Below are 23,675 nucleotides of genomic sequence, written 5' to 3' on the forward strand. Positions count from 1 at the left end.
TTACGGCCTGGTGGCATCACGAAGGCACGGCGGCCGACTGGCTGTCGTGCCTTCGGTGCTTCTGGCTCCTGCGCTTGCGGAGAGTTGCGGGGCGGAGGTTCGCACGCCCTACGGGGCCTGACCTCTGCGCGCACGGCCCCTTCGGGCGTGCGAACCTCCGCCCGGCCGTGTTGGCCGTGTTGGCTGACAGCCCAACTCGAGCGGCGGCTCCGCAGCGCGCAGTAGGGTCGCGCCGCTCCTCGTGCCTCCATACTTTCCGTCGTGGGCTGCGTGGTGCGCGGCTCTTTCCTTCAACGCGAGACCGGTGATGACGGGCAGAACTCTCTCCGCTGTGATGGCCTTGGTGCTTTGCGCCGCCACGACGCTCCCCGCTCAGCGTGCCGCGACGCCGGCAGCAGCTCCGCGCCCGGCCGTGGATCCCGCCACGTTCGCCGGAATGGCGTTCCGCTACGCCGGGCACTCGGTGGGCGGCCGCGTCAACACCGTCGCCGGCGTGCCGTCGCAGCCGCGCACCTTCTATATGGGTGTGGCCAGCGGCGGCGTCTTTCGCAGCACCGACGGCGGCGAGAGCTGGCAGCCCATCTCGGACGGCAAGATTCCCGTCGCGTCGATCGGCTCGATCGCCGTGGCTGACAGCGATCCCAACGTGATCTGGGTCGGCACCGGCTCCGACGGTGCCCGCAGCAACGTCTCCACGGGCCGCGGCGTGTACCGCAGCACCGATGGCGGCGAGACGTGGAACTTCGCCGGGCTCTACAACGCGGGACAGATCGGCGCGTTGCGGGTGCATCCCACCGACCCGAACACCGCCTGGGTCTCGGCCACTGGCGACTTGTTCAAGCGCAACACCGAGCGCGGCATCTTCCGCACGACGGACGGCGGCCGCACCTGGCGCCGGACGCTCTTCCTGAACGACAGCACGGGCGCCGCCGACGTCGAACTCAAGCCGGGCGACCCGAACACGGTGTACGCGTGGATGGCCCGCATCGAGCGCAAGCCGTGGACGATCATCTCGGGTTCGCGCGAGGGCGGCTTCTACAAGAGCACCGATGGTGGCGTGACCTTCCGCAAGACGGGACGCGGCCTCCCCAACGGGCTCATCGGCAAGGGCAACCTCGCCGTGAGCGCGGCCAACCCCGAGCGGCTCTACCTTCTCGTGGAGGCGCAGCCGGGCGGTGGCCTGTATCGCTCCGATGATGCCGGCGCCAACTGGGAACTCGTGAACACCACGCCCGGCCTCATCACGCGGCCCTTCTATTACACGACGATCGGCGCCGACCCGACCAACGCCGACGTGGTGTACGCGGGCGCCGAGAACTTCTACAAGAGCACCGACGGCGGCCGCACGCTCGCGCTGTTCCCGACGCCGCACGTGGACAACCACGACATCTGGATCAATCCGAACGACGGCCAGACGATGGTGCAGGCCAACGACGGCGGCGCCAACGTGTCGTTCGACGGCGGTCGCACCTGGTCAACGCAGCTGAACCAGCCGACGGCCGAGTTCTACGGCGTGGTGCCGGACAACCGCTTCCCGTACAACCTCTACTCGGCCCAGCAGGACAACAATACGTGGGTCTGGTCGAGCGTCGCGAATCCCTTCGACGCCGATGCGCTGCAGACCGGCCCCGGCTGCGAGACGGGCCCGATCATGCCGCACCCGACGGAGCCGAACATCATCTACGGCTCCTGCAAGGGGCAGTTCGCGGTGATGAACACCGACTCGCGCCAGACGCGCAACTACTGGATCGGCGGCCAATCGCTCTACGGCAACGCCGGCCAGGACCTGATCTACCGCATCCAGCGCACGGTGCCGATGGCGTACTCGCCGCACGATCCCTCGGTGCTCTACTACGGCACGCAGTACGTGCATCGCACGCGCGACAAGGGAGTGACGTGGGAGCGCATCTCGCCCGACCTCACCTGGTATCCGCAGGACCACCGCCAGGGCGCGAGCGGCGAGCCCATCACGCGCGACGTGACGGGCGAGGAGTTCTACAGCACGCTGTACGCCATCACGGAGTCGCCACACGAGCCGGGCGTCATCTGGACCGGCGCCAACGATGGGCCGTTCCACATCACGCGCGATGGCGGCGCGACCTGGACCAACATCACGCCGAAGGACCTCGAGCTGGGAGGCCGCGTGGCGTGGATCGAGGCCTCGCCGCATCGTCCGGGATCGGCCTACTACGCGACGTACCGCTACCTGCTCGGCGACTACAGGCCGTACATCTACCGCACCGATGACTACGGCGCGACGTGGACCAAGCTCACGCCGGGCACCAACGGCATCGCCGCCGACGTGCCGACGCGCGTGGTGCGCGAGGATCCCGACCGCGAAGGCCTGCTCTACGCCGGCACGGAGTTCGGGATCTACATCTCGTTCAACAACGGGGCGAGCTGGCAGCCGTTCAACCTGAATATGCCGCAGCTGCCGATCAACCAGATCCTCGTGCACAAGAAGGATCTCATCGTCGCCACGCAGGGTCGCGGCAACTGGATCTTCCACAACGTCACCGCGCTGCACGGGCTCACGCCGACCACGCACGGTGAAGCGTTGCACGTCTACGCGCCGCGCGCCGGCGTGCGTACCATCGGCGCGGCCGCGCAGTACTTCGGCCCGCAGGTGGACTACCACCTCGCGCAGGCGCCCAGTGATACGGTGCGCATCGAGATCCGCGATGCGCGCGGGGCGCTGGTCAACAGCTACAAGAGCGGCGTGATCCCGACGGCACCGGCGCGGCGCCGCCCGCCGGGCGCGGAGGAAGCGGCCGATGCGGTGATGATGGCCGGTCGTGGCGGGCCAGAGGTCGTCACGCCGGTCCTCAACCTCGTGACCGCGAAGCAGGGCTTCAACCGCTTCACCTGGGGCGTGCAGCACCAGAACGGGCTCGGCGCGCCGCCGGGGCAGTATTCCGTCACCGTCTCGGTTGGGGAGCAGTCGCAGACCGTACCGCTGACTGTCGAGATCGATCCGCGCCTCGCCGCCGAAGGCTACACCGCGGCTGACCTGCAGGAGCAATTCGCGCACAACCTGCGGATGCGCGCGATGGTCGCGGAAGTGAACGCATTGATCGCCCGCGCACGCGCAGCCGAGACCCGTCTCGCCGCCGCCGGTGCCTCAGCGGCCGACACGCTCGCCGCCGTGCGCCGCGTGCTGCACGAGCAGTTGCTCACGCAGCCGGTGCGCTACGGCAAGCCGGGCCTGCAGGCGCACATCCAGTATCTCTCCGGGATGACCACGCGCGTGGACCAGAAGGTGGGCCGCGACGCACTGGAGCGGGCGGACGTGCTGCGAGGCGAGCTCGATGCCGCGACGGCGGCGCTCAACCGGGCGATCGGGCCGGCGATGCGGATGGAGTGACGCGGTTACGCGTTCATCCGCGCGCGGCCAGCGCCCGGAGCGCGGTCACCAGCTTGGCCGTGTCCGCCGGCGTGCTGTACAGCGCCGGCGTCACGCGTACGCAGTCGCCCTTGGCCAGCCCCGACCGCGCGACCGTGAAGATCCCGAACTCGTCGAGCAGCCGCCGCGCCAGGGCAGCGTTGAACGCCGCGTCGCCGTTCCCGCGCACGCGGAAGCTCGCAATCGCGCCCGAGAGCGCGGGATCGTCCGGGGTGATGACATCAACGCCGGGAATCTCCCGCGCGGGCCCTACCCACGCGTCGCGCAGATACCGCAGTCGCGCCGCCTTGCGCGGGATCCCGATGCGCTCCTGGAAGTCCAGCGCGTCGGTGACGGTCATCATCGCGGCGAAGTTCGCAGTGCCGGTGTGGATGCGGCTGTCGATGTGCTCGAGCGGCCCGTCGTCACCGTGCGCGCGGTCAATGCGGCCGAGCGCGTCTGCGCGGATGTACAGGACGGCGACGCCGATCGGCGCGCCGACCCACTTGTGCAGGTTGGCGCCGGCGAACGTGACCCCGGTGTCGGGCAGCGCCAGCGGCACCTGCCCGAAGGCGTGCGCGGCGTCGAGCACGGTGTCCACGCCGCGCGCACGGGCGAGGTCGGTGAGCTCGCGCAACGGCAGCATCAGCCCGTTCTTGTTGCTCGGGTGCGTGAGCAGCAACAGTCGCGTGCGCGGATGCGCGTCGAGCGCGCGCGTGTACGCGGCGATAAGCGCCTCGCGCGTGGCGGGCTCAGGCAGGTCGAGAGTAGCCACCGTCGCGCCGCGACGTTCGGCGAGCGCGTTCATCGCCATCTGCATCGCGGGGTAGTCGAGGTCGGCGTAGAGCACGGTATCGCCCGGCTGCAGGCGATTGTATTGGCCGATGATGGACTGCAGCGCCTCGGTGGCATTGCGTGCGAAAGCAATCTCACCGGGGCTCACGCCGAGCGCGGCAGCCACCTTGCGGCGCACCTCGCCGGCGATCGCCGGATACTCACGCCGCGCAAAGTACGAACTCTCGCGGTTGACGCGGTCCACGTTACGATGGTAGGCGGCGAGCACGGGCGCGGCCATCATCCCCCAGTAGCCGGCCTCGAGGTTCGTCGTGGCGTCGGTGACGGCGTACTGCGCGGCGACCTCCCGCCAGTAGGCCTCGTCCTGCGCCCCCTGCTGCGGCGTACCCGCAGGGGGCGTCGGAAGCGGGCGTCCGGCGCGCGCGGCGGCGATCGCGAGCACCTCGCGCGAGGGCGCGGCGGCGGCGATGCCGACAGGAAGTACGACGGACGCGGCCGAGGCGACGGCGGCGTGGCGCAGGAAGTTGCGGCGGGAAGTCATCCCCAAACCTACCGCGCGCCAGTCTCCGTGACGACCGGGAGCACGGCAGTGCGTCCATCGGACGGGAACGCCACCTCGTCGATTCCGCGCTCGTGCTCGATTCGCCAGCGGCACCCCGCGTCTGTGCGCCGCGGCCCACCGGCCCGGTTGTAGCAGGCGTCCACCAGGCAGCCGCTCGCTACATTTCGGTGTGCTCCGTCTCCTCCGCAACGCCGACGTCTACGCCCCCGAACCACGCGGCCTCTGCCACCTCCTCGTGGCGGGCCCTCGCATTGCCTGGATCGGCCGCGACCGCCCCGCATTGGACGCCTCGCTCGGCGCGGAGATCGTCGACCTCGAAGGCCAGCGCATCATCCCGGGGTTGATTGACCCGCACGTGCACCTGACCGGCGGCGGGGGCGAGGCTGGCGCGCACACCAAAGTCCCGCCGCTCTCCCTCTCGCAGTTCACCCGCGGCGGCATCACCACCATCGTCGCCCTGCTCGGCACCGACGATGCCACACGCCACCCGCGCGAACTCGTCGCCGCCGTCCACGGCATCCGCACCGAAGGCCTCTCGGCCTGGAACTGGACCGCCGGCTACCACGTCCCGCCGGTGACCATCACCGGTAGCGTCCGCAGCGACATCGCGATGGTGGACTGCATCATCGGCGCCAAGACCGCCATCAGCGACCACCGCTCCAGCCAACCGACGCGCGATGAACTGCTCCGCCTCGCCAGCGAAGCCCACGTCGGCGGCCTGATGACCGGCAAGGCCGGACTCGTGCACCTGCACGTCGGCGACGGCCCACGCGGGCTCGATCCGATCCGCGACGCACTGGCCCACTCGGAACTGCCGCCGCGCGTATTCAATCCCACGCACGTGAACCGCAAGCGCGCCCTCTTCGACGAAGCCATCGCCATCGCCCGCACGGGCGTGCACGTGGACGTCACGGCCTTCCCGGTGGCCGACGGCGAGGACGCCTGGAGCGCCGAGGATGCCTTGGTGAAGTACTTCGACGCCGGTGCGCCGAGTGAGCGCATCACCATCAGCTCCGACGGCGGAGGCTGCCTGCCGACCTTCGACGCCGATGGCCGCGTGACTGCTATGGATGTGGGCTCGCCGGGAGCGCTGGCCTACACCCTGCGCCGGCTGCTCGCCACCGGCGTCCCGCTCGAGCGCGCGCTGCCGGTTTTCACCAGCAACGCGGCCGCGCTGCTGCGCCTGCCGCGGAAGGGACAGCTCACGGTCGGCGCCGATGCCGACCTCGTGACCCTCGACTCCGACGGAGGAATCCGCGACGTGATGGCGATGGGAGAATGGATGGTCCGTGACGGCGCGCCCACGGCGCGCGGCAGCTTCGAGCCTCGCGCGGCGGTGCACGCGTGACCCCTTCACCAACCCCCAACGGCGCCACGCGCGGCTGGATCATCCCGATCGGCGGCGGCGAGGAAAAGGAGAACAACCCGCTGATCCTCGAGCGCTTCGTGCAGCTCTGCGGCGGGCGGGATGCCAGGATCGTCGTCATCCCGACGGCGTCCAAGCTGGCCGACACCGGCGCACGCTACGACCGCATCTTTCGCGACCTCGGGGCCGCCGAGGTGGAGGTAATGGACTTCGACACGCGGCGGGACGGCAACGAACAAGGCCGCGTCGCCGCCATCAAGGCCTGTGACGGCGTGTTCCTCACCGGCGGCAACCAAATGCGGCTCGCCACGACCATCGGCGGCACGGCCGTGGCCAAGGCCCTGCGCGAGCACAACGCCAACGGCGGGCACGTGGCCGGCACCAGCGCCGGCGCCAGCTTCCTGAGCGAGCATATGATTGCCTTCGGTGACGACGGCCGCACGCCACACGCCGGCTCCGTGACGCTCGCCCCGGGCCTGGGTCTCACCAACCGGGTCATCATCGACCAGCACTTCACCCAGCGCGGGCGGCTGGGCCGGCTGATCACCGCACTGGCCTTCAATCCCTTCCTCATCGGAATGGGGATCGACGAGGACACCGCTGCCTTCATCGGCCCTGACCAGACCGTGGAGGTCGAAGGCAGCGGTACGATTACCATCGTGGACTCGTCCAAGCTCAGCTTCTCGTCGATGGACCGTGCCGGCGCCGACGACTCGGTGGCGATGCTGGGCCTGACGATGCACGTCCTCGTCCGCGGCACCACGTTCAACCTGCATACCCGCGTCGCCTCGGCCGGGACCCTCGCGGGGAGCAAGACTTAGCGCGAAGTTTGCCCGATGCGAATCCTCGAACGCTCGGTCTATGTGGGCCCGTCGCTGTACGCGCACTTCCCGGTCATCCGGCTCACGCTCGACCTCGGCGCGCTCGAGGCCTGGCCCACCAGCCGACTCGGCGCGACGTTCATCGCGGGACTGGTCGACGCCCTCCCCGGCCTACGCGAGCACGGCTGCTCCTATGGCGAGGTCGGCGGCTTCATCCGCCGAATGACCGAGGACGAGGGCACCTGGCTCGGACACGTCCTCGAGCACGTCGCCATCGAACTGCAGAATGCCGCCGGCATCCCCGTGACCTTCGGCAAGACCCGTGGCACCGGCGTCGACGGGCAGTACCACGTGGTGTACGAGTACGAACAGCGCGACGAGGGCCTCGAGGCCGGCGAGCTCGCGATGCGGCTCCTGGGCTCGTTGCTCCCCGAGGCGATCCGTCCCAACGGTCTTGTCCCCACGGATTGGGACTGGGCGAGAGAGCGCGACGCGTTCATCCGCTTTGCGCAGCGACGCGCGCTCGGACCCAGCACGGCCTCGTTGGTGCACGCGGCCCACGAACGCGGCATCCCGTTTATGCGACTGAACAACCAGTCGCTGGTCCAGTTGGGACACGGCAAGTACCAGCAGCGCATCCAGGCCACCGTCACCGGACGCACGCCGCATATCGCCGTCGAACTGGCGGGAGACAAAGAGGAAACGAACAAGATCCTCGGGCAGCTCGGGCTGCCTGTTCCCAAGCAGGAGTTGGTGCAGAGCGAGGAGGCGGCCCTACGCGCGGCGCGGCGCATCGGGTTTCCCGTCGTGGTAAAGCCGTACAACGGCAATCACGGGCGCGCCGTCGCCATCCATCTCACCACCGACGAGCAGGTGCGCGACGCCTTCCGCGCGGCGCAGGAGATCTCACGCTCCGTCATCGTCGAGAGCTTCCAAGTCGGCGACGACCATCGTTTGTTGGTCGTGAACGGCATCCTCGTCGCTGCGACGCGGCGCACCCCGGGGCACGTGGTGGGCGACGGGCAGCACAGCATCGCCCAATTGGTGGAGATCGTGAACCAGGACCCGCGGCGCGGCGTGGGCCACGAGAAGGTCCTGACGCGCCTCGCGCTCGACGACCAGGCGCAGCGCCTGCTCGCCAAGAAGGGGTACAGTGCGGAGACGGTGCCGCCAGCCGGCGAGATCGTCTCCCTGCGGTCCACCGCCAACCTGTCCACCGGCGGCACTGCCACGGACGTCACCGATATCATCCATCCCGACAACCGCGAGATGGCCGAGCGCGCGATCAAGGCGATCGGATTGGACGTGGGCGGCGTGGATTTCCTGACGCCGGACATCACCGAGTCGTACCGCAAACACGGCGGCGCCATCTGCGAGGTGAACGCCGCGCCGGGCTTCCGGATGCACAGCGCCCCCAGCGAAGGGAAGCCGCGCGATGTCGCCGGCCCGGTGATCGATATGCTCTTCCCGCCGGGCACGGCGGCCAGCGTGCCGATCGCCGCCGTCACCGGCACCAACGGCAAGACAACGACCGCACGGATGCTCGCGCACATCTGCAAGATGGCGGGTTTCACGCCCGGGCTCACGACCACCGACGGCGTGTACATCGACGGCCAGCGCACGGTGGAGGGCGATATGACCGGCCCCGTCGCCACGCAGCTGGTGCTCGCCGACCCCACCATCGACGTGGCGGTGCTCGAGGTCGCCCGCGGCGGCCTCCTCCGCGCCGGAATGGGCACGCCCTACGTGGACGTCGGCGCCGTGCTCAACGTGCGCTCCGACCACCTCGGAATGAAGGGCATCGACTCGCTGGAGGCGCTCGCCGAGGTCAAGCGCATCATCGTCGAGGTCGCGCGCGACACCGCCGTGCTCAATGCTGACGACCCGCTGGTGCTCAAGATGGCGGCCTACACCGAGGCCAAGCATCTCTGCTACGTGACCACCAACCCCGGCCACGCGCTGGTGCGCGAGCACATCCGCGCCGGCGGCCGCGCCGCTTCGCTCGAGAGCGGCGTGAACGGACAGATGATCACCCTCTACGACAAGGGCGCGCACATCCCCCTGCTCTGGACGCACTTGATCCCGGCCACGATGGAAGGCCGAGCGATGCACAACGTGCAGAACGCGATGGTCGCTGCGGCGATGGCCTTCTCGATGGGCCTGAAGCTCGAGACCATCCGCCAGGGCCTGCGCACCTTCGACACGACCTTCTTTCAGGCCCCGGGCCGCGCGAACGTCTTCAACGAGCATCCGTTCAAGGTCATCCTCGACTACGGGCACAACGCCCACGCCGTGGAGGCGATGTGCCAGCTGGCGCAGCGGCTTGACGTCACGGGCCGTCGCATCGTCGTGCTCGCCGGCCCCGGCGACCGCCGCGACGAGGACCTCATCGAGATCGCCCGCACCGCGGCCGGCAAGTTCGATCACTACATCTGCCGGCGCGACGACGGCCTGCGTGGCCGGGAGCCCGACGAGGTCCCGCGCATCATCGTGCAGGCGCTGCGCGATGCTGGCGTACCAGAGGCACAGATCCAGATGATTCCGGACGAACAGGAAGCCGTGGACCGCGCGCTGCGGATGGCCCGCGCCGGCGACCTCCTGCTGGTCTTCGGCGACGAAATCACGCGCAGTTGGAAGCAGATCATCCACTTCCGCCCGGACGGCACGCAACGTCCCGTGACCGCCGAGCACGCCATCCCGCGCGTAACCGAACCCGCACCGGCGCCTGCCGCCCTGCTCGGCGATCTCTCGTCGCTGGTGCGCGATGAGCGCGGCGTGCGCCTCGCACGCGAGAGCGACGACTGAGCGCTCCCGCGCCGGGCCTCCCGGCCCTTTTCACCGATTCCCGACGCCTGCTCGGCCCCAGCCTCTGGCTCGACGCAGCGGGCGTCGTGCTCGAGGCGCCGCGTCCCCACGGCGTGGACCCTGCCCTGCTCCGTGCCTGGGGCGGCCACGTCGCGTGGATGTGCGCGGCCGTCGGCTGGATCGACACGTCGCTGACCGTCCGCACGCACGCCGCCGGCAGCAGTCTCGCCTTCACGGCGCCGCCGGCGGCGTTGCTGAGCGCCACCAGTCTCAACGAGTGGGCGTTGGAGCGTGCGGCAGCAGAGTGCGGCGGCGCCTACGACCCTGCCTCGCTGGAGGACGAGCGTCTCCCGCAGGAGCAGACAGCGGCGCTGGCGCGCTTGCGTGAGTTGCTCGCCGCTGAGCGTGCGTCGCCGCCGCCGGACGGTACACCGCTGCCCCTGCGCGACATCCCCATCGCGCTGGTCACCGGCTCCAACGGCAAGACCACCACCACGCGGCTGCTCGCGGCGATGCTGCGCGCCCACGGGCACAGGGTCGGCTTCACCTGCACCGATGGTGTCTTCATCGCCGGAGAAGCCGTGGAGCGCGGCGATTGGAGCGGCCCCGGCGGCGCGAGGCGCGTGCTCGAGGACAGCCGCGTCACGGCGGCGGTGCTGGAAACGGCACGTGGCGGGCTGCTGCGGCGCGGCCTGGTCGTGCCGCGCGCGGATGTCGCCGTCATCACCAACGTCGCCGCCGATCACTTCGGCGAGTATGGCATCGACTCGCTGGCCGACATCGCCGCCGCCAAGGGCGTGGTCGCGCGTGCGCTCTCGACGCGCGGCACCCTGGTCCTCAGCGCCGAGGATCCGACGCTTGTCGCGCATCCGCCACGGACGGACGCGCAGCTACGATGGTTCGGGAGCGGCGCAAACACCTCCGGGCTCCTGCCGCCGGCGCAGGAGATGCCGATCGCGATGGCCGGCCTCGCGGCGTACAACATCGCGAACGCCGAGGCCGCGGCCTGCGCGGCGCGCGCCCTGGGCGTGCCCGATCCCCTCATCACACAGACGCTCCGGACCTTCGGACGCGACAACGCCGACAACCCCGGGCGGCTGGAGCGCTTCGACCACCAAGGCCGCCGCATCTGGCTCGACTACGCGCACAACCCGCACGGACTCGGCGCCTTGCTCGCGCTCGCCGCCGCCGCGCGAGGGAGCGGTCGGCTCGGACTCATCCTCGGTCAGGCCGGAGACCGGCCCGATGAATCCCTGCGTGCCTTGGCGCGAGCGGCCTGGGACGTCACGCCAGACTGCGTCGTGCTGCAGGAGATGACCCACTATTTGCGCGGGCGTGCTCCCGGCGAGGTACCGGCCGTCCTGCGGGACGAGCTGCTGCGCCGTGGCGCGCGAGCCGATCAGGTCGTGCTCACCACGAGTGAAGCGGAGGCGGTGGATGCCCTGCTCGCCTGGAGTGCGCCTGGCGACCTGCTCGTGATGCCCGTGCACGCCCTGGAAGAGCGAGACCGGCTCCGCGCGCGACTGCAGTCCGTCTAGCGCCTCAGAGCACCTTCTTGAGGTACGCCCCCGTATGCGAGGCCTTCGCCTTCGCCACCTGCTCCGGCGTCCCCGCCGCCACGATCTGCCCGCCGCCGGAGCCACCCTCGGGCCCGAGATCCACGATCCAGTCGGCCGTCTTGATCACATCAAGGTTGTGCTCGATCACCAACACCGTGTTGCCACGGTCTACGAGCTTGTGCAACACGTCGAGCAGCACGCGCACGTCCTCGAAGTGCAGGCCCGTCGTCGGCTCGTCGAGGATGTACAGCGTCCGCCCGGTGTCGCGCTTGCTGAGCTCGGTCGCCAGCTTCACGCGCTGCGCCTCGCCGCCGGAGAGCGTCGTCGCGCTCTGGCCGAGGTGGATGTAGCCGAGGCCCACGTCGTTGAGCGTGACCAGCTTGTGGTGGATGCGCGGCTGGTTCTCGAAGTGCGCGATGGCGTCCTCGACCGTCAGCTCAAGCACCTCGCTGATGCTCATCCCCCGGAATTTCACGTCAAGCGTCTCGCGGTTGTAACGCTTGCCGCGGCACTGCTCGCAGGTGACGTAGACGTCGGGCAGGAAGTGCATCTCGATCTTCACGAGGCCGTCGCCCTGACACGCCTCGCAGCGACCGCCCTTCACGTTGAACGAGAAGCGACCCGGCCCGTAGCCGCGCAGCTTGGCCTCGGGCATCTCGGCGAAGAGCTCGCGGATCGGCGTGAACAGCCCGGTATAGGTAGCCGGGTTCGAGCGCGGCGTGCGGCCGATCGGCGTCTGGTCGATGTCGATGACCTTGTCGAGGTGCTCCAGGCCGGTGATGCGCTCGTGCGCTCCCGGCACGACGCGGGCGCGGAAGAAGTGCCGCGACAGCGATTTCTGCAGGATGTCCTCGACGAGGGTGGACTTGCCCGACCCCGACACGCCGGTGACCGCGACGAAGCAACCGAGCGGGAACTCCGCCGTCACGTCGCGGAGATTGTGCTCCTTGGCGCCCTCGACGCGCAGCATTCGGCTCTTGTCCACCGGGCGGCGGCCTTCGAGGCGCTCGATCTTCTTGCGGCCAGTGAGATACTGCGCGGTGATGCTCGACGCGACCTTCTTCACCTCGGCGACCGTGCCTTCGGCGATGACTTCCCCGCCGTGCTTGCCGGCGCCGGGCCCGAGGTCAATCAAGTGATCGGCCTCGAGGATCGTCTCCTCGTCGTGCTCCACTACCAACACCGTGTTGCCGAGGTCGCGCAGGCGCTTGAGCGTCTCGAGCAACCGCGCATTGTCGCGCTGGTGCAGGCCGATGCTGGGTTCGTCGAGGATGTACAGCACGCCGACCAGCCGTGAGCCGATCTGTGTCGCCAGACGGATGCGCTGCGCCTCGCCGCCCGAGAGCGACTCCGCCGAGCGATCGAGCGTGAGGTAGTCGAGGCCGACGTCGACGAGGAAGCGCAGGCGCTCGCGCACTTCCTTGAGGATAGGGCCGGCCACGCCTGGGTCGAGGCCCGGCCTGCCCTTTTCGCGCAGCGGGATGCTCTCCGCGAACTCCATCGCCCCGCGGGTGGAGCTCTCGGTGAACTCGCCGATGTTCTTGCCGTGGACCGTGACCGAGAGCGAGTCGGGCTTGAGCCGGCGACCGTGGCAGGCCGGGCAGGTGCCGACGACCATATACGCCTCGAGCTCCGCGCGCACGGCCTCGGAGGTCGTCTCGTTGTAGCGGCGCTGGACGTTCGCGAGGATGCCTTCCCAGCGGGATTCGTCGCCCTTCTTCTTCTGCGACCCGAAGAGCAGCTCGAACTTCACGCGGTCCGGCAGCTGCCCCCAGGGCGTGTTCAGCTCGAACTTCAACTGCTTGGCCAGCCCCGGCAGGATCACGCGCCGCAGGTAGCCATCGGGCTCGCCCCAGGGCAGGATCACGCCCTCGAGCATCGAGATGCTCGGGTCGCCAAGCACGAGTTCGGGGCTGGCGGTGCGCTTGGTGCCCAGCCCGGAGCACTCCGGGCAGGCGCCGAACGGCGAGTTGAAGGAGAAGTGGCGCGGCTCGAGCTCCGGCAGCGAGATGCCGCAGTCCGGGCAGCCGTACTTCTCGGAGAACAGCTGCGTCTGCGCCTTGGCGCTCTCGTGTCGGACGATCTCCACCAGACCTTCGCTCAGGCGCAGGGCCGTCTCGATGGAATCCGTCAGCCGCCCGCGGTCGGCACTGCGTGCGACCAGACGGTCCACCACGACCGAGATGTCGTGATTGACCTTACGGTTGAGCTTGGGCGGCTCGGCGAGGTCGATGAGTTCGCCGTCCACCAGCGCGCGGACGAAGCCCTGCTTGCGCGCATCCTCGAACAGCTCTCGGAACTCGCCCTTGCGCCCCCGCACCAGCGGCGCGAGCACCTCCAGCTTGGTGCCGGCGGGCCAGGTGAGCACGATGTCGGCAATCTGCCCAGCCGACTGCCGCGCCACGGGGCGCCCGCACTGCGGGCAGTGCGGCGTCCCGGCGCGGGCGTAGAGCAGGCGCAGGTAGTCGTAGATCTCGGTGACCGTCCCCACCGTGGAACGCGGATTGGCACCGGCGGTCTTCTGCTCGATGGAGATCGCAGGCGACAGGCCCTCGATGGCGTCCACGTCGGGCTTTTCCATCAGCCCGAGGAACTGCCGCGCATAGGCCGAGAGCGACTCGACGTACCGCCGCTGCCCCTCGGCGAAGATGGTGTCGAAGGCGAGCGAGGACTTGCCGGAGCCAGAGAGCCCGGTGATGACCGTCAGCTTATCCCGCGGGATGGTGACGGAGACGTTCTTCAGATTGTGTTCGCGGGCACCGCGAACGATCAGGGCATCACCGGGCATAGTTACACAAGTTCGCCTACGGCAGGGATTTATGGAAGCGAGGCGACTGGAACGGAAGACGGAGGACGGAAGGCGAGAGGCGGACACCTCCTGCCGGGGGCCAGTGGCGCGACGGAACTCGCCAATGGCGCTCGTCTTGACCCGTGACGAACCAGTAGATTCCCTCCGGGGTTCATTCGCGAGTGGCCCCACGGCCTCCCCACCCACGCCTCCCACCCAATTGGACCGCGAACCCTCCTCGGCTCCCGACCCCTACCAGCTCCCGCTCGGCGTCCTCGGCGGGGAGTCGTTGGCGCCTGCCGCGGACGCTCCGGAAGGGGAAATGCTGGTTGTCCCCCTCCGCGAACCGCCCGTGTGCGGCGAGTGGTCGTATGACGACAGCGAGCTCGAAGAGCCGCGCTTCGTGGCGCGCCGCATTGATGGCGTGAGCGCCCCCACGAGCAAGGCGACGCCGATCCAGCCGATTCGGGTCGTGGTCGACTCCCGGGCGATGGCGGCGCGGGCCGCCGCCGCGGCGGGGCCGACGCCCGCCGCGCCGCGCCCGATGGGCGAGCCGATGCGCGCCCCCCGGCCGACACTCGAAGCCCTGCGACTGGCCTTTGATCAGACACCCGGCGACACCACCCGCGCCCTGGCGTATGTGCACGCCCTGGAGCGATCCAGCGACGCCGCCGGGGCGCTGAAGGCCATAGAGCGCGCCGAGTCCGCGGGGGCCGATACCTTCGCGATGCTCTGCGCCCGGGCCGGTGCGCTCGGCGCCTCGCTCAAGTACGACGACGCCGCCAAGGCGCTCAAGCAGGCCGCCAAGCTCAAGCCCGATCACCCCGATGTCCTCGTGCAGCAGGGCGTCCTCGCCTGCCGCCGTGGGCGCTGGAAGGACGCCATCGACCCGCTGCAGCGCGGCGTGGCCGCAGACCCGCAGCACGCGCTCGGCCATTACTACGTCGGCGAGGCACTCAACCACGCCGACCGACTGGACGAGGCCCGCGCCGCCTACGAACGCGCCGCCGAGCTGGACCCCGAGAACTGGCGCGCGCTCAAGGGGGTCGGCGTGGTGCTCGACCGCCTCGGCCGCTCGCCCGAAGCCGCCGACTGGTACCGCCGCGCCCGCGAGGCCCAACGCGCGTGAGCGACCGCCAACAACGCGCCGCCAACCGACGCCGCAGCCGGACCATCGCCGCCGCGGTCATCCTCGTCGCCTGGCTCGGCGGCCTCGGCGCGCTGGCCGCCCGCGAGTTCTTCCGCGATCGCTCGGTCATCATCGCCGAAGCGGCGATGCGGCTCGGGCCCAGCGCGACGTACTTCGTGGTCGAACAGGGCGGACGGCAGATTGGCTTCGCGTCCACGACGATCGACACCACCGGCACGACCTTCGACGTCATCGACTATTTCATCGCTGACCTGCCGATCGCCGGGCGCAGCTTCCGCGCCAGCGCCCGGAGCGTGATCACGATGTCGCGCGCGCTCGCGCTACGCCGCTTCGACGTGCAGGTCGACATCCCTGAGGCGCCGATGAGCGCCGTCGGCACGGTGGAAGGCGACAGCGCGGTGCGCTTCGTGCTGCGGATGCCCGGCCAACCCAGCGACACGCAGCGGGTGGCCGTCCGCGGCCCGATCCTCGTCCCGACGATGCTGCCGGCGACCGCGATGCTGATCGGCACGCCGTCGGTCGGCAAGTCGGTGACGCTGCCGAGCTTCGATCCGCGCACGATGGCCGCCAGCGACGTCACGTTCCGCATCGCCGCCGAGTCACTGTTCACCGTCACCGACTCAGCGCGCTTCGATGCGGCGAGCAACCTCTTCGTGAGCGCCCACGACACAACGGTCGTCGCCTGGAAGCTCGAACCCACCGATGGCAGCGGTTTCAGCGGTTGGGTGGACGCGCAGGGCAACGTCGTGCTGGCGCAGCAGCCCGGCGGCATCGTGCTGCGGCGGATGGCGTACGAGATCGCCTTCGAGAACTGGCGGCGTACGCGCGGCGAGGACGGTGCCGCGACCGGCGGCTCGGCCCTCGGCGACCTCCTCGAGGGCACCGCCATTGCCGCCGACGCCCTGCCGGGCAACCGCGTGCTCTCGGCTCTGCGGGTGCGGCTCACCGGCACGTCGCTGGCGGGCTTCGATCTCGCCGGGGGCCGTCAGCGCCTGCGCGGCGACACGCTCGAGGTCAGCGCGGAGCCGGCGAGCGCCTTGGCGGCCGACTGGTCGCTGGCCACACGCGATCGTGCCTTCCGCGAACGCTATCGCGCCTACCTGCAGGAAGAGCCGCTGCTGCAGGTGAACAACCGCGAGATCGTGAACCTGGCTGTGCGCATCGCCGGCAACGAGCGCGATCCGCGCGTCGTGGCCGAGCGCATCAACAGGTGGGTGCACGATTCGCTCGCCAAGGAGATTACGCTCACCGTGCCCAGCGCCTTGCAGGTCCTGCGCGCGCGGCGCGGCGATTGCAACGAGCACACGCAGCTCTACGTGGCGTTGGCGCGGGCGGCCGGGATTCCGGCGCGCATCGCCACCGGCCTCGCGTACGTGAACGGCAAGTTCTACTACCACGCCTGGCCGGAGATCCGGCTGGGAGACTGGGTCGCGGTGGATCCCACGTTCGGGCAGTTCCCCGCCGACGCCGCGCACCTGCGCTTCGTCAGCGGCGGACTCACCCGTCAGGGCGAACTGCTGCGACTGGTCGGCACCCTTCAGGTCGAGGTCCTCGACGCCCGATGATCGAGATTTCCAAGCTCACGAAGCGCTACGGTGACTTCACCGCGGTCAACGGCATCGACCTCGTCGTGCCGCGCGGCGAACTCTTCGGCTTCCTCGGCCCCAACGGCGCCGGCAAGACGACGACGCTGCGGATGATGGCCGGCATCCTCAAGCCGACCGGCGGCAGCATCCGCGTGGCCGGCGTGGACCTCGTCGCCGACCCGATCGCGGCCAAGAGCAAGCTCGGCTTCATTCCTGACCGGCCATTCATCTACGAGAAGCTCACCGGCAGCGAGTTCCTGCGCTTCGTGGCGGGGCTCTACGACCAAGAGGGGCCGGAAGTCGAGCATCGCGCTCGCGAGTTGCTGGCGCTGTTCGACCTCGAGAACTGGAAGGACGAGCTGGTGGAGAGCTACTCGCACGGGATGCGGCAGAAGCTCATCATCTCCAGCGCCTTCGTGCACCGGCCCGAGGTGATCGTCGTGGACGAGCCGATGGTCGGGCTCGACCCGAAGGCGGCGCGCATCCTCAAGGACCTCTTCCGCGAGTACACGCACCGCGGACACACGATCATCTTCTCGACGCATACGCTCGAGGTGGCCGAGTCGCTCTGCGACCGTCTTGCGATCATCGTGCAGGGCGAGATCAAGGCCTACGGCACGATGGCCGACCTGCGCGAACAGCTGCAGGGCGGCGAGAAGGGCCTCGAGGAGCTGTTCCTGCGCCTCACCGGCGAGAACGCGGCGCGCGACCTGATGGACGTGCTCGATGCATAGCAACGACGCGCCGCTCCCCGATCCGCCGCTACTGCACCTGCTGCTGCCCAAGTGGCTGACGGCCCGGGCGCGCACGGTACAGGGCGAGAAGGGCCGAGGCGCGCGCTTCGCCATCCTCGGCTTCGTCGGCGTGATGTTCTGGGCCTTCGTCTTCGGCGTGCTCTACCGTCTGCTGACGTACTTCCGCGGCGTCGAGGAAATCGGTGCGCTGCTAGCCGGCAAGCTGCTCGGGCTCATCCTGCTGGGTTTCACCAGCATCCTGTTGCTCTCCAATGTCATCACCGCGCTGTCGAGCTTCTTCCTCGCGAAGGATCTCGATATGCTCGTCTCCGCGCCGGTGGACTGGCTGCGGCTCTACGGCGCCAAGCTGCTGGAGACGGTGATTGCCTCGAGCTGGATGGTGGCGCTGGTGGCGATCCCGATGTTCTCGGCGTATGGCATCGCCTACCGTGGGGGCTGGCTGTTCCCGCTCGTGGCCGTCGCCGTGATGCTCCCGATGTTCATCATCCCGGCGGTGATCGGCAGCGCGCTGACGCTGATCCTCGTGAACGTGTTTCCGGCGCGGCGCACGCGCGACATCCTCAGCGTGATCGCGGTGCTGGCGGCCGGCGGCCTGGTGCTGGTCTTCCGTCTCATCCGCCCCGAGCAACTGGCGCGGCCGGAAGGCTTCGCCAACCTGATGGAGTTCATCGCCGTCCTGCGTACGCCGACCTCGCCACTGCTGCCGAGCGAATGGGTGGCCAAGGCGACGATGGGTTGGCTGTCCGGCCGGCCGGACTGGCTCTCGATGTATATGCTGTGGAGCACCGCCGCCGCCGTGGTGGTGATGGGTGCCCTGCTGCACCGCTGGCTCTACACCACGGGCTTTTCGAAGGCGCAGGAGAGCGCCCAGCGCTGGGTGAAGCAGGGCGGCCTGCTGACGCGGCTCGGAAACACGCTGCTGCGGCCGTTCGGCACGCTGCGGCGTGAGCTCGTCCTCAAGGAACTGCGGCTGTTCTTCCGCGACACCACCCAGTGGTCGCAGCTCATCCTGCTCGGCGTGCTGGTGATCGTGTACGTGTACAACATCAAGTTCCTGCCCCTGCGTGGCGAGGGCATCACGTTCTTCCTCGTGAACGTCGTGCCTTTCCTGAACCTCGTGCTGGCCGGCTTCGTGCTGGCCTCCATCGCCGCGCGCTTCGTGTTTCCGGGCGTGTCGCTGGAGGGCCGCACGCTGTGGCTGCTGCGCTCGAGCCCGATGGCCGTGCGCGACCTGCTCTGGGCCAAGTTCTGGGTGGGCACGCTGCCGCTGCTCATCCTGGCGGTGGCCATCGTTGGCGTCACGGACTTTATGCTCCAAGTCAGCGACTTTATGTTCTACGTGTCGCTGGGCAGCATCACGCTGATGACCTTCGCACTGAGCGGAATGGCCATCGGGTTTGGCACGCTGTTCCCGCAGTTCGAGACCGAGAACGCCGCGCAGATTCCGACGAGCTTCGGCGGACTCCTGTATATGATGGCGTCGGTAGGCCTCATCGGCGGCGTAGTCATTCTCGAGGCGCGTCCGGTGTACAGCTACCTCGCCGCCCGCGCCTTCCGCCAGCCGATCGAACCGACCGAGATGCTGATCGGCTTCGGCGCGGCGGCCGTGCTCTGCATTGCCGCCACGCTCATCCCCATCCGCGTGGCGCTCAGCCGCCTTGAGGCAGTCGAACGATGAACCCGCGCATCGGCCCCGCCCACGAGACGGACGTCGCCCAACTGCTCTCGCTCAACAACCGCTACGCGTCGTCGGGCCTGACGCTGGCGCGCACGCCGGACTTTGCGGCCAACCACCTGCCTGACTACCGCGTGCTGCGTGATGCCCAAGGCGGCATCCTCGGCTGTGTCGCGCTGGACGAGTACTCCCCGAGCGTCGCCGAGGTGATCTCGCTCGCCGTGGACGAGGACGCGCACGGCAACGGCTACGGCCGCCAGCTCATCGCCGCGGCCATCGAGCTGGCCACGGCCCGTGGCTATTCGGACCTCTTCGCCGTCTCGTACTCCGACGAACTGTTCCTCAGCTGCGGATTCGAGCGCGTGCCGCTCGACACCTATCCTGAGAAGATCGCGCGCTACGCAAAGAACAAGTCGGAGATCGAGGTCGGCGAGAAGCACTGCTTCGCGATTCGCCTTGCGCCGGCCAAACCCGCTCCGCGCAGCAAGCGCGCCAAGCGGTGACATTCTTCTACGTGGACCTGATGTTCGCGCTGCTGCTGCTCGGCGTGGCGCTGTTCACCGGCTGCTGCCTGGTGTTCAATCCGGTCCTGAAGAGCGTGCGCGTGATGGGCATCGGCAGCGCGTACGCGATTGCGCTGTGGATGGCGATCGCCCTGCCGTGGAAGATCGCGCTGGCGACCTGGTGCCTCTTCGCGGCGTTCGGCGGTGCGGTAGCGATGGCCTACGAGCTCTGGGCCCGGTGGCGCTACCGCGGCACCGGGCGCGCTCCTCGACCGCTGGTGCTCCTCGAAGGCTTCCTGCTGTGGCCGACGATGGTGCCCGAGGCGGTCGAGGGTGCGCTCATCGATGCAGGCGTCCTCGAACCGAGCTGGCGCCCGTCACTTCCCGCTGGCGAGCTGCATCAGCGCCGGTAGCGCACCCAGCGTCCAGAGGATTGCGCCGGCAGCGTAGGCCTTGGAGCGCGGGACCTTGGCCACCTGGATGAGGCCGATCACGCACAGTGCGGTCACCCAGAGCGTGAACACGTCGAGCCGCCCGAGGAAGTTGACCATCCCCTGCGCGCCGGTGGGATCGAGGAAGCGCCCCACGCCCCAAGAGAACTGGTAGCGACCGGTCCACCCGGTGGTATCGAACACGAAACCTTGGACAATGACCAAGAGGAGTTCGAGCGTCTTCGGCAAGTACGCGAACGACGCGATCATCACGCCCGCACCGAAGCTGGCGCTACCACCGAGCACCTTTGCCAGCAGCCAGACCAAGACGCCAATCAGCAGGAGCACGACCGGAATGAACACGAGGCCGCCGTACGCGACTGCCTTCTCCGTGACCTTGCGCATCGTCTCCAGCTGCTCGCCATCGAGCGCTGGATTGCTCGCTTGCGCCTCCGCCACCGCGCGGGCCACCTCGGCGTCAATCACGCCGGGCATCGAACCGAGCGCCGCGAAGTACAGGGCAACCATCAGCACTGCGGTCACGAGGAACGGCCCCCACGCGCCACCTTGCGCGCGGCGCGCGAACACCGTGGACGGCGCGAACCAGATGTCGATGAGATCCTCGGCGAGGGACGCTTGCGGCGGAGTGGAAACGGACGAGCCGTCTGGAGCGGTCATCAGGGGCCTCGGGGGAAGCGGGGAAATGCGTCCGGGGGGAACGCACTCAAGGTGCGTTCCCCCCGGGTCCAGCGCAACGCGCCTGGCGGGTCTACCGACCTTCAGGCCGGCGATCTGGGACCGGGCGGCGCATCATCTCCTGCGGCGGACGCCCTGGTTGCCCACGCATTCCCTGCGGTGCGCGACCCGGCTGCCCGCGCATCCCTTGCGGGGGACGACCCGGCCGCCCGCGCATTCCCGGCGCGCCGCGACCGGCCTGCACCCCGCGGGCGAACCCGCGACGCTCGGCCTGCAGTTCGCGCCACTTGCCGCGCTGGGCGTCGGTCAGCAGGCGCTCAGCGGCCACTGCCGCAGCGGAATCACGCGTGCGCAGCTGCTCCATCTGCGGGCGGAGCGCCGTGCGGCGCTGCTCCATCTGCGCGCGCATCGCGGCGCGCTGCGCCGAGTCGCGCGGGACGCCCTGGCCGCGCATCCGCTGGCGCATCGAGTCCATCGCGGGCGCCATCTGATCGGCGAGGCGCTTGCGCTCGGCGTGCCGTACGCGCTCGATGGAATCGAGCTGGGCCACCTGGCGCGGCGTCAGGTCCAGCTCGCGGCGGGCGTTGAGGATGGCGGTCACCTCGCCGCCGCGGCGCATCACCATCGCGCGGGCCGGTGCCTGGGGCGCCACCCCGCGGCGCGGGGCCTGCGCGGTGGCGGTGCTGCCGAGGCCGACCACGAGGCCGGCGAGCGCGAGGACCTGCAAGGTGGTACGCATTTGATCGCTCCTGACGGATCGGGGACGGTGGGGACACCGTGGTCACAGGGTCAGACGCCCGCTTCCGGGAGGCGTTAAGATTCCTCGCCTATGCCCGCCTTCCACGACACCCCGCGCTTCCCGCGCGGGTTCCGCTGCGCCTCCCGCAACGTCGGTCTCAAGCCGGACGCCAAGGACCTCACGCTCTTCGCCAGCGAGGTCGAAGCCACCGCGGCGGCGGTCTTCACGCGCAATCACTTCCCCGGCGCGCCCATCGTGCTCGGCCGCGAGACGCTCAAGGCCGGACGGCTGATGGGCATCATCGCGAACAGCAAGGTGAGCAACGTCGCGACCGGTGCCGAGGGCGTGGCGAACGCGCGTCGGATGGCGGCGGCCGCCGCGGCGGAGCTCGGCACCACGCCGGACCGAATCCTCGTGAGCTCCACCGGCGTGATCGGAGTGCCGCTGCCGATCGAGAAGATCGAGCGCGGTGTGGTCGGGATGCGCGCTGAGCTGCAGGACAACCCGCTGGTCGGCGCCGAAGGCATTATGACCACCGACACCTTCCCCAAGGCGTTCTCGCTGTCGGTCGGCGAGGCGACGATTACGTGGGTGGCGAAGGGTTCGGGGATGATCGAGCCGAATATGGCGACGATGTTAGCCTACATCTTCACCGACGCCGCGCTCGACGCCGCAACGTTGGACCGCCTGTTGCGCGAGGCGGTCGAACGATCCTTCAATATGTTGAGCGTGGACACGGACACGTCCACCAGCGATACCTGCGCGATCCTCGCCAACGGGCTGGCAGGTGCGGTGGACGAGCAGGCGTTCCGCGAGGCGCTCATCGCCGGCTGCATCCGGATGACCGAGACGCTCGGGCGCGACGGCGAAGGCGCGGAGCACCTCCTGCGCGTGACCGTGCGAGGCGCACTGAACGACGCCGAGGCGCGCCGCGTCGCCAAGAGCGTCCTCAACTCGCCGCTGGTGAAGACGATGGTCCACGGCGCCGACCCGAACGTCGGGCGCCTGCTGATGGCGGTGGGCAAGTGCTTCGAGTGCCGCATCCAGCCGTCCACGACCGATGCGTGGATCAATGGCTTCCAGGTGGTGCGCGGCGGCGCGCGGCTGCCCTTTGACGATGCCGTCGTGCGCGAGGCGCTGACGGCCGAGGTCGTGGACCTCGAACTCGCACTCGGCGTCGGCGAGGCGCGGGCGGTGGCCTACGGCTGCGACCTCAGCAAGGGCTACGTGGAGGAGAACGCGGCGTACTACTCGAGCTGAGTGAATGACGGAGGACTGAAGACGGGGGATGGAAGAGTGAAGAGCACCGCGCAGCTTCCGTCATCCGTCATCCGTCGTCCGTCATCCGTCATCCGTCATCCGTCGTAGGCCTTACCTTGGCAGCGCCTGCTGCTGCTTCTCCCGCTCCGCCAGCAGTCGCGTCACGAAGCGCTGGCCTTCCGAGATGCGCTCGACCTCGATGGCAATCGCGTCGACACCCGCTTCGAGGCGCCGCATCCGTTCCTGCGTCTCGGCATCGAGGCGCGGCGGCGCGTGCTGTGCGCGCTTCCAGAGCAATCGCGCGGCCGTGAACGCCAGCGGCGCCAGCACGAAGATCGTGAAGATGACGGCAATCGCCGTTCCATCGATGGGTCGCACGTTGGAGCCTCCGGAAGTCGGTTCGGCGGTGCTGCCGAGCAGTTGGCCCGGGGTCTGCGACATCAACTGGCCGGTGCGGGAAATCTCGGCTTCGAGCGTGACGATCCGGTCGTCCAGCACCTTGAGCCGCGCTTCGAGTCCCGGGCGCTCTGAGGCATTGGCCTTGCCAAGCTGCTCGACCACATCGTTGCGGCGCCGCAACGCCGAGGTGAGCTGGTTGGAGAGCTCCGAGCGCTGCGCACGCAGCGCTCGGACCTCGACAATCGTCTGCGGCACGCCCGGCGTCTGCACCAGCACCAGTTCGGTCTGCGCGGGGGCCTGCGTGGCGGCTTGAGCGGCTTGGCGGGGCATCGGCATAAACTGGCCTACGCGGCCCCCGGCCGCGAGGTGTCAGGCCGCCGGCAGTACCGCGGGGGCGTCCCGG

17 protein-coding genes are annotated in these 23,675 nt (G+C 69.4%); 12 read left to right on the forward strand and 5 right to left on the reverse strand.

All coding sequences use genetic code 11. The annotated features are described in order from the left end of the window. The first annotated feature begins 436 nt into the window (after nt 1-436). Nucleotides 437-3,364 (forward strand): hypothetical protein, encoded by a 2,928-nt coding sequence (locus KF689_10305; protein MBX3133760.1) that lies wholly within the window; start codon nt 437-439, stop codon nt 3,362-3,364. A 13-nt stretch (nt 3,365-3,377) separates the two neighbouring features. Here the strand turns inward: KF689_10305 and KF689_10310 are convergent, their stop codons facing one another. After that, nucleotides 3,378-4,724: an aminotransferase class V-fold PLP-dependent enzyme gene (locus KF689_10310; protein MBX3133761.1), complete on the reverse strand. Its 1,347-nt coding sequence runs from the start codon at nt 4,722-4,724 to the stop codon at nt 3,378-3,380. A 184-nt stretch (nt 4,725-4,908) separates the two neighbouring features. On the opposite strand from KF689_10310, the gene iadA reads away from it, so the two are divergent. The 4 genes from iadA (at nt 4,909) to KF689_10330 (ending at nt 11,269) form a co-directional block, all read left to right on the forward strand. Then, a complete protein-coding gene (iadA, locus tag KF689_10315) occupies nt 4,909-6,087 on the forward strand; it encodes a beta-aspartyl-peptidase (protein ID MBX3133762.1) in 1,179 nt (392 codons plus the stop codon). Beyond that, the gene (locus KF689_10320; GenBank protein ID MBX3133763.1) at nt 6,084-6,926 is read left to right on the forward strand and encodes a cyanophycinase; all 843 of its coding nucleotides are present in this window, start codon (nt 6,084-6,086) and stop codon (nt 6,924-6,926) included. The genes iadA and KF689_10320 overlap by 4 nt, the downstream gene beginning before the upstream one ends. Before the next feature lie 15 nt (nt 6,927-6,941). Beyond that, entirely contained in the window at nt 6,942-9,731 is a 2,790-nt protein-coding gene (gene cphA / locus KF689_10325; GenBank protein MBX3133764.1) for a cyanophycin synthetase, read from the forward strand. 86 nt (nt 9,732-9,817) lie between these two features. Continuing rightward, nucleotides 9,818-11,269 carry a hypothetical protein gene (locus KF689_10330; protein ID MBX3133765.1) on the forward strand — a complete coding sequence of 484 codons (1,452 nt, stop codon included), beginning with the start codon at nt 9,818-9,820 and terminating at the stop codon, nt 11,267-11,269. 4 nt (nt 11,270-11,273) lie between these two features. Here KF689_10330 and uvrA read toward each other — a convergent pair whose 3' ends face one another. Next, the gene (uvrA, locus tag KF689_10335) at nt 11,274-14,078 is read right to left on the reverse strand and encodes an excinuclease ABC subunit UvrA (protein ID MBX3133766.1); all 2,805 of its coding nucleotides are present in this window, start codon (nt 14,076-14,078) and stop codon (nt 11,274-11,276) included. Nucleotides 14,079-14,400: 322 nt separating this feature from the next. Here uvrA and KF689_10340 point away from each other — a divergent pair, with 322 nt between their 5' ends. From KF689_10340 to KF689_10365, 6 genes are read left to right on the forward strand one after another with little or no spacing between them, the layout of a single operon-like run. Then, nucleotides 14,401-15,207, forward strand: coding sequence for a tetratricopeptide repeat protein (locus KF689_10340; protein MBX3133767.1), 807 nt, complete (start codon nt 14,401-14,403; stop codon nt 15,205-15,207). After that, nucleotides 15,204-16,793 carry a lasso peptide biosynthesis protein gene (locus KF689_10345; GenBank protein ID MBX3133768.1) on the forward strand — a complete coding sequence of 530 codons (1,590 nt, stop codon included), beginning with the start codon at nt 15,204-15,206 and terminating at the stop codon, nt 16,791-16,793. The genes KF689_10340 and KF689_10345 overlap by 4 nt, the downstream gene beginning before the upstream one ends. Then, nucleotides 16,790-17,548, forward strand: coding sequence for an ABC transporter ATP-binding protein (locus tag KF689_10350; protein MBX3133769.1), 759 nt, complete (start codon nt 16,790-16,792; stop codon nt 17,546-17,548). The genes KF689_10345 and KF689_10350 overlap by 4 nt, the downstream gene beginning before the upstream one ends. Then, complete coding sequence (locus KF689_10355) at nt 17,541-19,247, forward strand: hypothetical protein (protein MBX3133770.1); 1,707 nt, start codon at nt 17,541-17,543, stop codon at nt 19,245-19,247. The genes KF689_10350 and KF689_10355 overlap by 8 nt, the downstream gene beginning before the upstream one ends. Beyond that, nucleotides 19,244-19,747 (forward strand): GNAT family N-acetyltransferase, encoded by a 504-nt coding sequence (locus KF689_10360; GenBank protein MBX3133771.1) that lies wholly within the window; start codon nt 19,244-19,246, stop codon nt 19,745-19,747. The genes KF689_10355 and KF689_10360 overlap by 4 nt, the downstream gene beginning before the upstream one ends. Further along, nucleotides 19,744-20,160: a hypothetical protein gene (locus KF689_10365; GenBank protein ID MBX3133772.1), complete on the forward strand. Its 417-nt coding sequence runs from the start codon at nt 19,744-19,746 to the stop codon at nt 20,158-20,160. The genes KF689_10360 and KF689_10365 overlap by 4 nt, the downstream gene beginning before the upstream one ends. Here KF689_10365 and KF689_10370 read toward each other — a convergent pair. Both KF689_10370 and KF689_10375 read right to left on the reverse strand, forming a co-directional pair. After that, nucleotides 20,125-20,856, reverse strand: coding sequence for a YIP1 family protein (locus KF689_10370; GenBank protein MBX3133773.1), 732 nt, complete (start codon nt 20,854-20,856; stop codon nt 20,125-20,127). The genes KF689_10365 and KF689_10370 overlap by 36 nt on opposite strands. A 91-nt stretch (nt 20,857-20,947) precedes the next feature. Continuing rightward, on the reverse strand, nt 20,948-21,613 hold the full coding sequence (locus KF689_10375) for a hypothetical protein (GenBank protein MBX3133774.1): 666 nt from the start codon (nt 21,611-21,613) through the stop codon (nt 20,948-20,950). Nucleotides 21,614-21,703: 90 nt separating this feature from the next. Here KF689_10375 and argJ point away from each other — a divergent pair, with 90 nt between their 5' ends. Beyond that, nucleotides 21,704-22,873 carry a bifunctional glutamate N-acetyltransferase/amino-acid acetyltransferase ArgJ gene (gene argJ, locus KF689_10380; GenBank protein MBX3133775.1) on the forward strand — a complete coding sequence of 390 codons (1,170 nt, stop codon included), beginning with the start codon at nt 21,704-21,706 and terminating at the stop codon, nt 22,871-22,873. A 111-nt stretch (nt 22,874-22,984) separates the two neighbouring features. On the opposite strand, the gene KF689_10385 is transcribed toward argJ, so the two are convergent. Next, entirely contained in the window at nt 22,985-23,602 is a 618-nt protein-coding gene (locus tag KF689_10385) for a hypothetical protein (protein MBX3133776.1), read from the reverse strand. Nucleotides 23,603-23,675 lie beyond the last annotated feature (73 nt).

Source organism: Gemmatimonadaceae bacterium (genome assembly GCA_019637355.1).
Taxonomy (GTDB): Bacteria; Gemmatimonadota; Gemmatimonadetes; order Gemmatimonadales; family Gemmatimonadaceae; genus Pseudogemmatithrix.